At 48.1% G+C, this 14,659-nt stretch carries 17 protein-coding genes and 2 pseudogenes; 17 read left to right on the top strand and 2 right to left on the bottom strand.

Translation table 11 applies throughout. The annotated features are described in order from the left end of the window. Nucleotides 1-26 precede the first annotated feature (26 nt). The 17 genes and pseudogenes from K412_RS0105735 to K412_RS0105660 all read left to right on the top strand — a co-directional run bounded on the left by K412_RS0105735 (nucleotide 27) and on the right by K412_RS0105660 (nucleotide 13,161). Nucleotides 27-587 carry a YodL domain-containing protein gene (locus K412_RS0105735; protein ID WP_024832214.1) on the top strand — a complete coding sequence of 187 codons (561 nt, stop codon included), beginning with the start codon at nucleotides 27-29 and terminating at the stop codon, nucleotides 585-587. Between the two features lie 61 nt (nucleotides 588-648). Continuing rightward, nucleotides 649-831 (top strand): hypothetical protein, encoded by a 183-nt coding sequence (locus tag K412_RS0105730; RefSeq protein ID WP_024832213.1) that lies wholly within the window; start codon nucleotides 649-651, stop codon nucleotides 829-831. A gap of 65 nt (nucleotides 832-896) precedes the next feature. Next, nucleotides 897-1,346: a hypothetical protein gene (locus K412_RS22145; protein WP_173585578.1), complete on the top strand. Its 450-nt coding sequence runs from the start codon at nucleotides 897-899 to the stop codon at nucleotides 1,344-1,346. 115 nt (nucleotides 1,347-1,461) lie between these two features. Then, nucleotides 1,462-1,692 (top strand): DUF6133 family protein, encoded by a 231-nt coding sequence (locus K412_RS0105720; RefSeq protein ID WP_024832211.1) that lies wholly within the window; start codon nucleotides 1,462-1,464, stop codon nucleotides 1,690-1,692. Continuing rightward, on the top strand, nucleotides 1,682-1,945 hold the full coding sequence (locus K412_RS0105715) for a hypothetical protein (protein ID WP_024832210.1): 264 nt from the start codon (nucleotides 1,682-1,684) through the stop codon (nucleotides 1,943-1,945). The genes K412_RS0105720 and K412_RS0105715 overlap by 11 nt, the downstream gene beginning before the upstream one ends. Then, nucleotides 1,942-2,766, top strand: a complete 825-nt coding sequence (cpaB, locus tag K412_RS0105710) for a Flp pilus assembly protein CpaB (protein WP_024832209.1) — start codon at nucleotides 1,942-1,944, stop codon at nucleotides 2,764-2,766. Before K412_RS0105715 ends, cpaB begins: the two co-directional genes overlap by 4 nt. Beyond that, nucleotides 2,767-3,582, top strand: a complete 816-nt coding sequence (locus K412_RS0105705; RefSeq protein ID WP_024832208.1) for an AAA family ATPase — start codon at nucleotides 2,767-2,769, stop codon at nucleotides 3,580-3,582. It begins immediately after the preceding gene. A 92-nt stretch (nucleotides 3,583-3,674) separates the two neighbouring features. Further along, nucleotides 3,675-5,087, top strand: a complete 1,413-nt coding sequence (locus tag K412_RS0105700; RefSeq protein WP_242835672.1) for a type II/IV secretion system ATPase subunit — start codon at nucleotides 3,675-3,677, stop codon at nucleotides 5,085-5,087. 27 nt (nucleotides 5,088-5,114) lie between these two features. After that, nucleotides 5,115-6,044: a type II secretion system F family protein gene (locus K412_RS0105695; protein ID WP_024832206.1), complete on the top strand. Its 930-nt coding sequence runs from the start codon at nucleotides 5,115-5,117 to the stop codon at nucleotides 6,042-6,044. Nucleotides 6,045-6,049: 5 nt separating this feature from the next. Next, complete coding sequence (locus tag K412_RS0105690; protein WP_024832205.1) at nucleotides 6,050-6,922, top strand: hypothetical protein; 873 nt, start codon at nucleotides 6,050-6,052, stop codon at nucleotides 6,920-6,922. A 14-nt stretch (nucleotides 6,923-6,936) separates the two neighbouring features. Next, on the top strand, nucleotides 6,937-7,338 hold the full coding sequence (locus K412_RS0105685; RefSeq protein ID WP_024832204.1) for a DUF4320 family protein: 402 nt from the start codon (nucleotides 6,937-6,939) through the stop codon (nucleotides 7,336-7,338). Beyond that, a complete protein-coding gene (locus K412_RS0105680) occupies nucleotides 7,335-7,898 on the top strand; it encodes a hypothetical protein (protein ID WP_024832203.1) in 564 nt (187 codons plus the stop codon). The genes K412_RS0105685 and K412_RS0105680 overlap by 4 nt, the downstream gene beginning before the upstream one ends. A gap of 72 nt (nucleotides 7,899-7,970) precedes the next feature. Further along, entirely contained in the window at nucleotides 7,971-8,534 is a 564-nt protein-coding gene (locus K412_RS0105675) for a DUF6550 family protein (RefSeq protein WP_024832202.1), read from the top strand. A 75-nt stretch (nucleotides 8,535-8,609) separates the two neighbouring features. Then, nucleotides 8,610-9,950, top strand: a pseudogene (locus tag K412_RS0105670) (DUF8193 domain-containing protein); the annotation flags it as partial. Nucleotides 9,951-10,490: 540 nt separating this feature from the next. After that, on the top strand, nucleotides 10,491-12,272 hold the full coding sequence (locus K412_RS0105665; RefSeq protein WP_024832200.1) for a reverse transcriptase domain-containing protein: 1,782 nt from the start codon (nucleotides 10,491-10,493) through the stop codon (nucleotides 12,270-12,272). A 97-nt stretch (nucleotides 12,273-12,369) separates the two neighbouring features. After that, nucleotides 12,370-12,729: pseudogene (locus tag K412_RS22690) on the top strand (DUF8195 domain-containing protein); the annotation flags it as partial. A gap of 93 nt (nucleotides 12,730-12,822) precedes the next feature. Continuing rightward, the gene (locus tag K412_RS0105660) at nucleotides 12,823-13,161 is read left to right on the top strand and encodes a DUF3852 domain-containing protein (protein ID WP_024832199.1); all 339 of its coding nucleotides are present in this window, start codon (nucleotides 12,823-12,825) and stop codon (nucleotides 13,159-13,161) included. A 43-nt stretch (nucleotides 13,162-13,204) separates the two neighbouring features. Here K412_RS0105660 and K412_RS0105655 read toward each other — a convergent pair whose 3' ends face one another. Next, nucleotides 13,205-13,612: an arsenate reductase ArsC gene (locus tag K412_RS0105655; RefSeq protein WP_018213998.1), complete on the bottom strand. Its 408-nt coding sequence runs from the start codon at nucleotides 13,610-13,612 to the stop codon at nucleotides 13,205-13,207. Beyond that, a complete protein-coding gene (gene arsB / locus K412_RS0105650; RefSeq protein ID WP_018213997.1) occupies nucleotides 13,609-14,655 on the bottom strand; it encodes an ACR3 family arsenite efflux transporter in 1,047 nt (348 codons plus the stop codon). The genes K412_RS0105655 and arsB overlap by 4 nt, the downstream gene beginning before the upstream one ends. Nucleotides 14,656-14,659 lie beyond the last annotated feature (4 nt).

Here is a 14,659-nt window from a genome sequence, read left to right as displayed (position 1 = left end):
GTATGCAAATCAAAGGAGGGATCTGAGTGAACGGCATCAGCATAAAAAAAGACCGCATCCTCTTTTACGGCAATACCGCAGGGTATGTGGACGGCGGCAAGGCGGTGGTCGATCCCATATTTCATTGTGAGGAATTAAAGGATTATCTTACAGTGAAGAAAGGGCTTACCGTGCAATGGACAGACGGCGTGTACGACCGGCTGGCAAACAGCAAGCCTGACATGGACGGCAACGCGCCGATTCTGAAAGCCTGCCGCATCCACCAGCTAAAGCCGGAAGTGGATGTCATGATGAAATTCATCGGCTATGATGAGCTGCTGGAGCGGTTTGGCGAGCCGAATCCGGAAAACTACCGCGTGGTGTATGACGGACAGCTGGAAACCAACGATCTTGATGCCATCTATGAAAAATTCAACTTAAACCACCCGCCCGATTACCAAGGACACTCCCTGTCCATGTCGGACATTATTGAGCTTTATGACGACAGCGGCAGCACCTTTTACTATGTAGACCGCTTTGGCTTCAAGGAGATTGATTTTCAAGCACCGGCACTGAAACAGTCAAGTATACAAGACATGAGCCTATAAATCCAATAACAGCCGGGTGGCTGTTTTTTTGCCACCGAATTAATATCAAGAGGTGATTTTTTTGGACATAGAAAAAATCATAGAATCCCAGGCCAATACAGGACTGCCGGAAAACTATTCTATACGTGATGGGTTTTTATTCAAAGGGGACACGCCTGTATCCCTTGCAACTTCGGGTATTGTTGAGTCTGCAGTTAAGGGATTTCTTCATGTAGATGAAACAGAAGAATACAAAACGAAATAAAAATTCACAGGGAGTATTAAAACACCGGAATAAACCGCCGGTGTTTTTTACTTCCTGTGCCGGAGGTGGTAGCTACGGAGGAATTAAAGCTTGACCTGATTAGGGTTGTATGCGATTCCAATCCTCTTTTTAAGTATCAACTGATTTACAAGGCCGGGAGCGCCACCGGCGTGGTGGGAGTGTATAGCTATGATGAAGACTGGTACTACCTGTATAAAGAGGACAACGACAGGTACAAGGTAAAAAGGCGCAAGGACCTTGAAGGAATTGAGCCAGCTTTTACCTATAAGCAGCAGCGGAAAAGGCGCATTGATCAACCGGATAATCAAAAAACTCTTAATAGTAAAAAAGGAAAAGTCGCAGAGATTGGAGATAAAAACATGGCAATTGAAGTAGTCACGGAAAACACTGCTGCACAGGCGCTGGATATGAACCGAAACCAGGCACTTACTCAGGATAATCCCTCTTCTGAGTTGCCAGAGCAGACCTCCGGCATGCAGATGGGTGGTATGTAAGCCAAATTTTGTGTAGAAAGTCAACACTGCACAAATTAACACGATTGAAAAGCCCAGAAATCACCGAAAAAGCAGGAAATCAATGAAAAATTAAATTTATGGAGGTTAGAACATGATGAGAAAATTTGCGACCAGAATAATGAATAAAATTACTGGGAAGACACTGATGGCAAAAGCTATCCTGAGATCACAGTGCGGTGAAAATTTTGTGGATACGGCAATCAAAATTTTAATGGCTGTGGTCATCGGCGGACTCGTGCTGGCCGGACTCTATGCCCTGTTTGGCGAAACGGTATTGCCGACCTTAAAGGAGCGCATCCAGGAGATGTTCAATTATGCAGGCTAATCTGCCGCTCTTTATGCAGGGTGGCATTTTTATTGCCCTGCTTTTGGCGGCATCGGGTATTGTCCTCGGTTTCATAGGAAGCATTGCGGCCATGGTCATTGGACTTACCGCCATGCTTCTTTTTTATGTTTTTCATGCCATAGTCCAAAGACTGCGCGGGAGGGAATGCCCCAAAGCATACCCTCTTGCACCTTTTCTATCTATCGGCTGTATCGCCATATATTTCATGAACACAGGAGGAATCACCCTATGAGCTTTATAAAAAACAGAACCGTACTCGGTGTCATCTGCATTGTGCTGTCTCTTTTGATTTGCTTTGTGGTAGCGCCGCTTTTTAACTCCGGTATCTCCCAAAAAACCGACATTGTCCGTGTCATCAAGGATATCAAAGCCGGAGATCAGATCACCAGGGAGATGCTGAAAACTGTGGAGATCGGCAGCTACAACCTGCCGAAAAACGTAGTCAAAGATGTGGATACGGCTATCGGAAAATACGCTGCGGCTGATATGGCTGCAGGCGACTACATCTTAAGCTCCAAGCTCACCGATGTGCCTGCGGCAGAAAATGCCTATCTTTACCACCTCGATGGTGAAAAGCAGGCCATCTCCGTGACGCTCAAAAGTTTCGCCACCGGTCTGTCCGGCAAGCTGATCACTGGCGACATCGTATCAGTCATAGCTCCCGACTACAAAAAGCGAGGCACGACCGTCATTCCTGCGGAGCTTAAGTATGTGGAGGTCATTGCCGTCACCGCCAACACCGGCTATGATACTGACACCGGCGGACAGCGGGGGAATGAGGATGAAAAGCAGCTCCCAAGCACCGTCACCCTTCTGGCATCGCCGGAGCAATCGAAAATCCTTGCCGAGCTGGAGGCGGACGGCAAGCTGCACCTGTCCCTCGTGTACCGGGGCAGCAAGGAGAATGCCGCCAAGTTTATTGAGGCACAGGACAAGGTAATCGAAGAATTGTATCCCTCCGCCAAGGTGCAAACAGGAGAAGAAAAAACAGAGTCAATCGGGGCAGAGAATACCGGAAATATAAAACCCGACACGCCAAAGGAGGGAGAATAAATGCTTAATTTTATCAAAGGCAGCATTTTCTCCCGAAACACCGGTGTTGAGGCGCAGGCTGCGGAATCTGAAAAGGATGTTCAGGTGCTGGCCGTATGGGGCAGCCCCTCCTCCGGCAAGACCACCGTCAGTGTCAAGCTGGCCAAGCATCTGGCAGACAAAAAGCGCAATGTAGTGCTGCTTTTATGTGACATGACTGCACCCATGCTGCCCTGCATCTGCCCGCCCTCTGACCTTGAATGGGAACGGTCGCTGGGCAGTATTCTGGCTGCAACCCATGTGACAGATACCCTGATTAAACAGAACTGCATCACCCATAAGAAAATCAGCTATTTAACCCTAATCGGCATGCTCAAGGGAGAGAATGTGTTCACCTACCCGCCCTATAACGCGGAGCTTGCCACAGAATTGCTCGATCATCTGCGGGATGTTGCGCCATACGTTATCATCGACTGCAGCAGCTATATCGCCAACGACATCCTCTCCGCTGTTGCCCTCATGGAAGCGGACTCGGTACTGCGTCTGGTCAATTGCGATCTCAAATCAATCAGCTACCTTTCATCCCAGCTCCCGCTCTTAAAAGACAACAAATGGGATGCGGATAAGCAGTACAAGGTTGCAAGCAATATAAAGACCAATCAAGCCAGCGAACATATTGAACAGGTGCTGGGCAATGTGGCGTTCAAGATACCTCATTCCGATGAACTGGAGAATCAAGCTCTTGCCGGGGATTTGTTCCGGGACCTGGTGTTCAAGGACAGCCGGGGCTTCCGCAAGGAGATTGAAAAAATTTCAAAGGAGGTCTTTGGCATATGAAAAGCAAAAAACGTAAGCAAAGAACCCTTGAAAAGTTCCAGGTAAGAAATGCAGAAGTGCTTGCGGTAGAATCGCCGCAAACTATCCGGCCTATGAATGCAGCCCATAACCACAGCCTGTTTTTTGCGCCAAATAACAACTCCAAGGATTTTGGCACTGTTTTGCGCGAAGTGCAGGAGTATATCTCCAGCAAGTATTCCACCCTCATTCTCGATGGGGGAAAAGAGGAGGTTAAAACACAGGTCAAGCGGTATATCAGCAAATATCTGATGGATTGCCGCATCGCCGTAAAGGGGATGACCGACCAGCAGCTCGTTGATGCCCTCTATACCGAAATGGCCGAGTTCTCATTTCTCACTAAATACATCTTCGGGGCAGGAATTGAGGAAATTGACCTCAATGCCTGGAATGACATTGAGGTCCAGTACAGCAATGGCACTACAGTCAAGCTTGACGAACACTTTGACTCTCCCGAACACGCCATCAACGTAATCCGCCGTATGCTCCATGTGTCAGGCATGGTGCTGGACAATGCCAGTCCCGCTATTTTGGGACATTTGAGCAAAAATATCCGCATCGCCGTGCTGAAAACACCCCTCGTGGACGAGGATGTAGGTGTGGCGGCCTCCATCCGTATTGTGAATCCGCAAAACATGGAGAAAGCTGACTTTGTAAAGGGCGGCACAGCAACCGATGAGATGCTCGACTTCCTGGCGGAATGCCTTCGGTACGGCATTTCGGTGTGTGTGGCTGGCGCGACCAGCTCCGGCAAGACTACGTTGGCCGGCTGGCTGCTGACCACCATTCCGGACAACAAGCGTATCTTTACGATTGAAAACGGCTCCCGTGAGCTGGCACTGGTGCGAAAAAAGGACGGCAAGGTGGTCAACAGCGTTATCCATACCTTGACACGCTCCAGTGATAACGAGAAGCAGAATATTGATCAGGATATGCTCCTGGATATGGCGCTGCGCTTCAATCCGGAGGTCATCTGCGTGGGCGAGATGCGCTCGGCAGAAGCATACACCGCCCAGGAATCTGCCCGTACCGGCCACACGGTGCTGACCACCATCCACTCCAATTCCTGTGAAGCCACATGGCGCAGGATGGCCACGCTTTGCAAACGGAAATACGATATTGCGGACGATACCCTCATGTCCCTTGTGACCGAGGCGTTTCCGATTGTTGTGTTCACCAAGCAGCTGGAGAATAAGCAGCGCAAGATCATGGAAATCATGGAGTGTGAAATCCTGCCTGACGGCACACGCAACTTCCGCACCTTATACCGGTTCCACATCACGGAGAGCCGCATGGAAGGCGACCGTTTCATCATAAGCGGTAGCCATCGGAAGGAGAATACCATCTCCAAGAGCCTGCAGAAGCGCTTCCTGGAAAACGGCATGCCGCAGGAGACACTAAAGAAAATTACGAAAGGGCAGGATGATCCGGCACAGAATCTTTCTGTTGCAACCGCTTCAAACGCAGTTCATCCTCCAGCGAATTAAATGAGAAAAAGAGGAAGTGATTGAAAAATGACTTTTATTCAGCTCATCGCCTGTATCGGCATGATTGCCGGTGCTTTTATCTTGCTTGGAATCTCGCCCATAGCGTTCACGGACGGCCTGTTTGGCTTTTTGATTAAAAGACCCAAAAGCATCAAGGATGAAATCAACGAGGCCACCAAGCGCAAGCGCCCTTCCTTCCTCCGCAGGGAGATTATAGAAGCGCAGGAAATTCTCGCGCTGACCGGACGAAGCAGCCGCTTCTCCCTGATCTGTGCCTGTTCGCTCTTGTTGTCCGCTATAGGCGTAAGTATTGCCATTCTGCTGCAGAATGTGTTCCTCGTCCCTGTCCTTGCGCTGGGCCTGATGTTCCTGCCGTTTTGGTATATCAAGCTGACTGTTACCCACTACAAGAAGAATATTGCTGCAGAGTTGGAAACGGCGCTGTCCATCATCACCACGGCTTACCTGCGAAACGAGGACATTGTGACCGCCGTGGAGGAAAATATGCAATACTTAAACCCGCCGGTGCGCAATATATTTGCCGGGTTTCTGACCCAGGTGAGGCTCATCAATCCCGATGTGGATGCGGCACTGAAAACTATGAAGACCAAGATTGACAACGAAGTGTTCCGCGAGTGGTGTGATGCCATTACCGCATGCCAGTATGACCGGAGCCTCAAGACAACGCTTACACCCATTGTCAGCAAGCTCTCCGATATGCGGATCGTCAACGCGGAGTTGGAATATCTCGTGTTCGAGCCTCGCAAGGAATTCATCATCATGGCGCTCCTTGTTATCGGCAACATTCCCCTGATGTATTTCCTCAATAAGTCTTGGTATAACACGTTAATGCACACTTTTGTTGGGCAGCTTATCCTTGCCATCTGTGCGGCGGCAATTTTTATTTCCACCGCCTTTGTTATTAAGCTCACCAAGCCCATTGAGTACAGGAGGTAGCATACATGTTGTTACTGTTATTTTTATTTGCAGTCCTGCTTGCAGCAGGGCTGTTTTTTATTCTCGCGGATGTGCTCAAGCTGCCGACCATGGGAGCAGCCAAGGCCATGCTCAGTGCCGGTAAGCAGGACAAAAAGGCTGCCAAAACCGTGGATGCGTATTTCATGTCCGGCGCTGTCAGGCTGTCAAGATTTATTCGCCTGGATGAGTACCGCAAAAGCCGCATGTCCAACGTCCTCAAAGCGGCTGGCATCAGTATGACACCGGAGGTTTACCTTGCGTATGCCTTCGTCAAAGCAGGAGCGATCCTCCTTGGCGTGATACCCTGCCTGTTCTTGTTCCCGCTGCTTTCCCCGGTGATGGTGCTCCTCGCCGTGCTGGTCTATTTCAAGGAAACCAGAAAAGCGGATGAGCAGCTGAAGGTAAAACGAGAGCAGATCGAAAGCGAGCTGCCAAGGTTCGTGGCGACCATCGAACAGTCGCTGAAAAGCAGCCGCGATGTGCTGTCCATTCTGGAGAATTTTAAGAAAAATGCAGGCGCTGCTTTTGCAAGTGAACTGGACATAGTGACTGCAGACATGCGCTCCTCGAGTTATGAGGCGGCGCTCACGCGGTTCGAGGCAAGGCTCAATTCACCGCAACTCTCTGATGTAGTGCGCGGACTCATTGGTGTGCTGCGCGGCGATGACGGCGCAATCTATTTTCAGATGCTCGCCCATGATTTTAAGGTGCTGGAGTTGCAAAGACTCAAGGGTGAGGCGCAGAAGATACCGCCCAAAATCCGGATTTTCTCCTTCATCATGCTGATGTGCTTCCTGTTTACCTATCTCGCCATCATCGGCTATGAGATCATCAAGTCCCTCGGCGGGATGTTTTAGGGAGGGGATTTGAGGTGCTAAAAAAACTATTGCATTGTAAGGGCGGTGAGGGCTACATCGATGTGGCGATACTGGTACTTTGCGCCATGCTTGTCATTGCTCTTGCCGTCAAGGTATTTCCGGTCTACATCGCCAAGAGCCAACTTGACACCTTTGCCTCGGAACTTTGCAGAGAAGCGGAGATTGCAGGCAGGGTCGGCAGCGAAACCAACCAAAGGGCGCAGGTGCTTCGGGAAAAAACAGGGCTTGATCCCGCCATTTCATGGTCAAAGACCGGTAAAATCCAACTCAATGAAGAGTTCACGGTGACCGTTTCCATGCAGACCGACATCGGGCTCTTTGGCGGTTTCGGCTCCTTTCCCATTACCCTGACCGCACAGGCGACAGGCAAAAGCGAGGTGTATTGGAAAAAATGACAAAATTATATGGTATACTAAAGGAAAAAAAAGGATCGTCATTCCCCTTGATAGTTGCTATCACCCTCGCGCTTGGCATCATCCTGTGCGGAATATCCGAATACATGAGGCTCATGATCATCGCTTCCGGTGTTCGGGATGCGGTGCAGTCTGCCATCATTTCGACAGTTAACGACAACTATGATGATGTTTACCACGGCGTCCGGGAGGGCTATGCAGGAGGGTATAAGCCAAGCGGTTCCTCATGGGAGGGCAGCATTGACTATGGCGATATTTATGAGTATCTTGACAATACCCTTGGCTTGCAAAAAAACGGCGGCTATCATGTAAAATACGCAGGCGAAGGGGTGGAATTTAAGCTCTCCGGTTTATCCGTCGATATTACTAATGTGCCCTTTGCACCCTCCGACTCCGACAGTGCGCAGGGCCTTCTCGCCGATGCGGTGATCCGGCTGGAGGTTCCGATGTCCTTTGGCGGCAAATCCCTGCCGCCGATGCGGATGAACCTTAAGGTGAAAGCGAAATATATGCCTTTATTTTTAACTGTATCGGAATTGTAATAGACTTTTGAAAACTCTTGTGGTAGGGTGGCTTGTAAGGAACTGTAAAAATAGACAAGGAGGTAATCTCTTATGAATAATATAACTGACAAGACAAAGAAATGGCTGACCATCGCCGGACTTGGTATTGTGTGCGTGGCGCTGGTTATAGCAATATCCTCTCAATTTAAAACTGAAACGCCGATGGGAGATGCCATAGCTTCGCCCACTGCAGTTACAGATAATAAGGTCAATCCAGGCATCGATACCGGTGATACGGCAGAAGAAAAAGAAGTGGTCATCCAGGCCAACGAACCGGTTGCAGCGCCGACCGATGACACAGCGGCTAAGACCGATCAGCAGGTACAGAATCTTCAGCCGGAAGTGACCAAACCGGCAGCGCCGACAGAAAGCCAAAAGACCGACAAAACCCAAAAGCCCAACGGAGAAAAGGTTGACAATGTGAAAGCGGTAGACCATGACAGTGTAAAAAAACCAAATACCACGCAAACCGGTGAGCCGCAGGGCGGTGAGAAAAAAGACGGCAAGGTTTATCTCCCCGGCTTCGGTTGGGTAACCGAAACAGGAGGCTCGGGTACAACGGTAGGTGAACAAGGGGATGAGCTTACTGGCAACAAGGTTGGGACGATGGATTAACCAATTAAATTAGAATAAAGCAAACGAAGAAGCACAGTAGAAATGCTGTGCTTCTTGCTGTTTAAGGAGGTCTTTATGAAACGAAACCTTAGTATTTTTCTTATGCTGGCTTTGCTGCTGACCTTCCTGTCTCCTCTCGCCGCCTATGCCGAGGGCGAAGGAAACATTGACCATGGAGGCGGCGGGATGGGCAGCGGTACCAGCGAAAACTATTGGAACCCTGGTGATGAGGGAGTTCGTGTAACGGTTGTAAGAGCAAGCGATCGTACAGTAGTAACCACTCCTATAGACTTTACAAATAACCACCCTGACAACATAGCTGTGAATTTTGGAAAGGTTAGTAAAATATCATACAACAGTGGCTACAGTTTAACACCAAACACAAATAAATACGCTTATGTTAATCCAGCGCAAACTATCCCGAGAATTATAAGCTCTAGTAGTGGCCAAGCAAGCATTGAAGCCATAAAGAAATATTTTTGTTCAGAATATACACTGATGCGTATTGCTGAGCTTACTGGCTTTAACTACAAAACCCTCATCAATGGGGATTACAAAATCCTGCTTGAACCCATTGCTTACATGACCTTTCAGGGAATCAAGTACGCCATGACTGCGACGGAAGCCGCGCTTTACGACCAACAGTTGAACGGCGGTCTGCGAAGCAAGATGGTGTCTCTCAGTCATAAGAACCTGCCACTGGCGATGTTCCTTGAAACACCTGATCTCGGCTACCCTGCATGGGATGGTTCCACGACCACGGCCGCTTCAAACACAGATATTATTTCATCTCTCGGCCTTGGTATCGTGCGGTTTAATGAAGCGGAGCCTGAGCCTCCGGCTGTTACCGCTGCCGACTACGAATATAGGGTTAATACTGATGTAGTCACATCGGTGACTGTTCGGGGCGGACAGGCAGATCCCGACCATCCTGTCACGGTTCGCTTTACAATCGGAGGCCAGACCTATACCGTGAACGCCGTATATTATCCCGCAGGCGACAGCCAGTTGGTATGGGTGCGCTGGACGACACCTTCCACACCGCAGACCATGACCATTCGTGTGTCGGTGTCGGGTGGAGGCACGGCAAGTCAGGGGATTATCATTGCAAAGGTTGTGGCTCTCTCTGGAAATGATCCGCCTAATCCGGTAGCCGATGACCGGGATGACTCCTATTCTGCAGCCGCCGTGCCCAACAAAGCTCAGAAAACCTCGGCTTCCTGGGGTGTGTGGCGGCCATGGTGGCATGCCTATTGGGTATGGCATTCCACGGGTGAGGACTCCGGATATTGGTGCGACCACGGCTGGTGGGAGTTCGACTGGCTCTCTTATACCGCCAGCCTATCAGCTGCCATGAGCGTTGTGCCTGATGCAAAAGCACCGACCGCATACGGCAAGAACATAAAAAGCGGATACGTGCGCCCAGATAGGGCTTTGTTTCAGTAGAAAGTGAGCAAAAATCACTGGTTGGAACTACTACACAAGATGACGTGTAAGTCAACCTACCTTACTGCAAGGGGAAACCCGATACAGGAACACCGCATGGTAGGAAAGCGACAAGTGGACTTAGGGTAAAAGTCTCGACTTATGTTGCGATGACAAGCAGATACGAGGATAAGCTTGCGATTGGCGAATGTGAGGTCTAAGCTACCCTTGTTTTGGGTCTAAGGAAATTACCATGATACCTTAGTTGTAATTATCCATATATACCGTAACCGTATATGGAGTCATCAGCAAATTACAAAGCAGGCATGAGAACATGTTATAACGGACCGAAAGCATATCCGACAATCTGCACTTCCAAGGACAAAGTTAAACTGGGGATTGCCTAAACAGATATATTATCTGCATGGCAACAGAGTTCCAATAGTAGCTTAGGCTGAGGAAATCTCAGAAAACAGCGAAGTGGAACAGTTAATAAATTCAAAATAAGAAAGATGAAAGGACGGAGAAACCGTGACAAAACCAACATCTGATATTTTGGAGCGTATTTACAAGAATTCAAGCGAGCACAAAGACGGTGTCTACACACGTCTGTACCGTTATCTCCTAAGAGATGACATCTATTACCTTGCATATCAAAAGCTATATTCCAACAAGGGTGCATCAACCAAAGGCATTGATAATGATACTGCCGACGGTTTTGGAAAAAAGTACGTTGACAGCTTAATAAAAGAACTGTCAGACGGAACATATACACCTAAGCCGGTTCGCAGAGAATATATCAAGAAGAAAAACGGCAAAATGCGGCCTTTAGGAATACCGTCATTCAGAGATAAGCTGCTGCAAGAGGTAATACGTAACTTTTTGGAAGCAATCTATGAGCCTACATTCAGTGACTTTTCGCACGGGTTTAGACCTAAGAGGAGCTGTCACACAGCCCTTGAACAAGCAAAACTATATTTTAGGGGTGCAAAATGGTTCATTGAAGGCGACATCAAAGGATGCTTTGACGACATTGACCATGATAAGCTGATTGAGATTTTGCAAAGGAAAATCAAGGATAGCAGATTTATTAATGTTATCCGTAGTTTTTTGAAAGCAGGATACATGGAGGACTGGAAATACCATCAAACATATTCCGGCTGTCCGCAAGGCGGCATCCTTTCTCCAATTCTTGCCAACATCTATCTTAATGAGCTAGACAATGAAATCGCGAAAATAAAGCAAGCCTTTGATAAGCCTGCAACCAGAAAAATCACACCTGAACATAGCTCCTTAAGTGCGAAACTCTTTAAAAGAAGGAAAAAACTGAAAAGTGCCACAGGCGAACAAAGAACAGCCTTGTTATCTGAAATTCACGACCTGGAGGAACAATACCGAAAAACACCCTCAAAAATGCAGGATGACAAAAAGGTATCGTACGTCAGGTATGCCGATGATTTTCTGATAGCAGAAAATGGCAGTAAAGAAGATTGCGTAAGGCTTAAAGAGCAGTTAGCAAAGTTTCTTTTTGACGAATACAAACTCACTCTAAGCAAAGACAAAACCCTGATTACACACAGCAGTGAGCGAGTAAGATTCTTAGGCTATGATATATCGGTTAGGCGAAATCAAGAATATATGACCGATAGCAGGGGACGTAAGGCAAGACATCTAAATAACACTGTTGCATTAAGCGTACCATTTGAGAAAATCGAAAAGCATATGTTTGAGAAAGGATTTGTCCGTCAAACTGAAGCGAAAAAGTTTAGACCGCTACACAAAAAAGGCTGGTTGTACCTACCTGACGCAGAAATTGTTGAACGATACAATGCGGAGATTCGTGGGATAGTGAATTACTATTACCTTGCCTCAAATCTATACAAGCTGCAATATTTCGCTTATCTGATGGAATACAGTTGTCTTGCTACGCTTGCAGGAAAACACAATTCCACAATTAAGAAAATAGTAGCCAAACATAAGCAAGGCAAGGATTGGGCCATCAAGTATAAAACGGAAAATGGCGCAACCAAAGAAAAGCGAATTGTAAAACTAAAGGACTGCAAGGGTAAGTGCGAGGACAAGATTGTACAACACAGATATTCTGTAAATACAAATGCGACAATTAGGGCGCGACTACAGGCAGGGATTTGTGAATTGTGCGGTAGTAAAGATAAAGCCAGCTATGAGGTTCATCATGTGCCGAGTGTAAAAGGGCTGGACGGAACATCGCTTTGGGAGCAGATAATGAAATCCAAACGTAGAAAAACCTTAGTGGTATGTGAAGATTGTCATAAGGCAATCCATGACGATTAGACTTGAATTTTTTATACGTTAAATATTAACGGAGAGCCGTATACATCGAGAGGTGTACGTACGGTTCGGTGGCGAGGGTCAGCAATGACCCTTAGCCTATGGTATCAATCAGACCGTAACCGCAAATGTCAGCACCAACCAGTCCTCTGCGGTGACCGATGCGCAAACTGCTGTAACCTATTTTCCTGAATTCCGGTACGAAAGCTACTGGCGATTGCTGGAGCGCATCCAATCCGGCTACAGCTCAAAATTCGAGTTTGCGTCCAACAAATACTCGACCTATAAGCGCCGGACGCACTTCACACCCGTATGGTTCCCTGACGGCAGCTACACGCCGTACACCTGGCTAATCGACTGCTGGACGCCTGCAGGTATGCTATCCATGAACCTCACCGATTCGGTGACTATTCGGGGAAGCCTTTGGGACGACTGGCACATCGCACCGGTAAAGCCTTAACAACAGAAAAAAGAAACAGGGCTGCAGGGCAATGCTTGTTTGCTTTGCGGTCTTTACTTATGTAAAAAATCATACAGAAAGGTGGTTATCCTCATGAAACTCAAAAGAATCCTGTCTGTTCTCCTCGTGGTATTGCTGGGCTGCATGCTTTGCACGACTGCTTACGCCGCACCGCCCACAGGCGACGTAGCCGGAGCCATTGAAAGCACCTGGAACGACGCTTCCGGTCAAATCAAAGCTGTGGTAAACAAGGTGGTTTTCCCTGCTATTGACCTGATTCTTGCTGTGTTTTTCTTCGCAAAATTGGGTACGGCATACTTTGATTACCGCAAGCACGGGCAGTTTGAGTGGGCAGCGCCCGCAATCCTGTTCGCTTGTCTGGTATTCACCCTGACCGCGCCGTTATACATCTGGACGATACTGGGGATGTAACGGAGAATAGGAAAACGAGGCTGACAAACGCCAGCCTCGTTCTTTATAGTTTGTTGTCAGCGATTCGCTCTCTCAAATTCTCAATTTTAGAGCGGATTGCTTTTATAGTACGTTCAAAGTCCACATCGCTTTTGCCGGTTGGGTCATCTAACCCCCAATCCTCCCTGTGCATACAGGGCAAAAAAGGACACTGCACATTGCAGCCCATGGTCACCACGATATCCACTGGGGGAATCTCCTCCAGCAGCTTACTGCGCTGAGTTCGCTCCATGTCGATGCCATAAATCTGCTTCATCAGCCGCACAGCATCCTGATTGATTTGCGGCTTTACTTCCGTTCCGGCAGAATAGCTTTCAAAGACATCAGACGCAAGGTACTTGCCCAGTGCTTCGGCAATTTGGCTGCGGCAGGAGTTGTGTACGCAGATAAATGCTACTTTAGGTTTGCTCATACTGGAAACCATCCTTTCGTTTTGTTGGCGATTTTTACAAGCAACAGCATCACCGGCACCTCGGTCAGCACGCCAACTACGGTGGCAAGAGCCGCCGGTGAAGTAGTACCAAACAATGCAATCGCCACAGCGACCGACAGTTCAAAGAAGTTGGACGCGCCAATCATCCCCGCAGGGGCGGCAATATCATGGGGCAGCTTCAGCCATTTGCAAGCAAAATAAGCGATGAAGAAAATAAGGAAAGTTTGCAAAACAAGCGGCACAGCAATGAGTAGAATGTGCAGCGGATTATTCAAAATCACATCACCTTGGAAGGAAAACAGCAATACCAAAGTGAGCAGCAGACCAATGCTGGTGGCATTATCAAATTTATGGACAAAGGTGTTTTCAAAATACTCTGTGCCCTTGCGATTTGTCACCAGCACACGGGTCAGAATACCGCCCGCAAGCGGAATGACTACAAATAAAATGACCGATAAAATCAGCGTGTCCCATGGCACGGACACGTTGGAAACGCCCAGTAGGAATTTCACAATCGGCACAAAGGCAACCAGAATAATCAAATCGTTGGTTGCTACCTGTACTACGGTGTAGGCAGGGTTTCCTTTGGTGAGCGTGCTCCAGACGAACACCATCGCTGTGCAGGGTGCCGCACCCAAGAGTACTGCACCCGCCAGATACTCCTTGGCGAGGTCAGGGGCAATCAAGCCCTTAAAAACCACATAGAAAAATAGCGCGGCGATACCGTACATGGTGAACGGCTTGATGAGCCAGTTTGTCACCCATGTGACGAATAACCCCTTTGGGTTTTTCCCCACATTTTTGACGCTCTGGAAATTCACCTTCATCATCATGGGATAAATCATCACCCAAATGAGGATGGCGACCGGAATAGAAACTCTGGCATACTCAAAACGGCCTAAAAATGCAGGAACGGCAGGTAAAAGTTTACCAATTAAAACACCTGCCGTCATACAGAGAGCAACCCACACGGTCAGGTATTTTTGAAAGAAGCCAATGCTTTGTGATTTTTCCTTTGCCATAAAT

It is taken from the genome of Ruminiclostridium josui JCM 17888 (genome assembly GCF_000526495.1).
GTDB lineage: Bacteria > Bacillota > Clostridia > Acetivibrionales > DSM-1351 > Ruminiclostridium > Ruminiclostridium josui.
This window is presented reverse-complemented; position numbering and strand designations above follow the sequence as displayed.

Bases quoted from the DNA above. Each gene is read 5' to 3' on its own strand.
- K412_RS0105695 (WP_024832206.1), top strand. From the start codon at position 5,115: ATGACTTTTATTCAGCTCATCGCCTGTATCGGCATGATTGCCGGTGCT.
- K412_RS0105660 (WP_024832199.1), top strand. From the start codon at position 12,823: ATGAAACTCAAAAGAATCCTGTCTGTTCTCCTCGTGGTATTGCTGGGC.
- cpaB (WP_024832209.1), top strand. From the start codon at position 1,942: ATGAGCTTTATAAAAAACAGAACCGTACTCGGTGTCATCTGCATTGTG.
- K412_RS0105705 (WP_024832208.1), top strand. From the start codon at position 2,767: ATGCTTAATTTTATCAAAGGCAGCATTTTCTCCCGAAACACCGGTGTT.
- K412_RS0105655 (WP_018213998.1), bottom strand. From the start codon at position 13,612: ATGAGCAAACCTAAAGTAGCATTTATCTGCGTACACAACTCCTGCCGC.
- K412_RS0105680 (WP_024832203.1), top strand. From the start codon at position 7,335: ATGACAAAATTATATGGTATACTAAAGGAAAAAAAAGGATCGTCATTC.
- K412_RS0105690 (WP_024832205.1), top strand. From the start codon at position 6,050: ATGTTGTTACTGTTATTTTTATTTGCAGTCCTGCTTGCAGCAGGGCTG.
- K412_RS0105675 (WP_024832202.1), top strand. From the start codon at position 7,971: ATGAATAATATAACTGACAAGACAAAGAAATGGCTGACCATCGCCGGA.
- arsB (WP_018213997.1), bottom strand. From the start codon at position 14,655: ATGGCAAAGGAAAAATCACAAAGCATTGGCTTCTTTCAAAAATACCTG.
- K412_RS0105700 (WP_242835672.1), top strand. From the start codon at position 3,675: ATGAATGCAGCCCATAACCACAGCCTGTTTTTTGCGCCAAATAACAAC.
- K412_RS0105715 (WP_024832210.1), top strand. From the start codon at position 1,682: ATGCAGGCTAATCTGCCGCTCTTTATGCAGGGTGGCATTTTTATTGCC.
- K412_RS0105720 (WP_024832211.1), top strand. From the start codon at position 1,462: ATGAGAAAATTTGCGACCAGAATAATGAATAAAATTACTGGGAAGACA.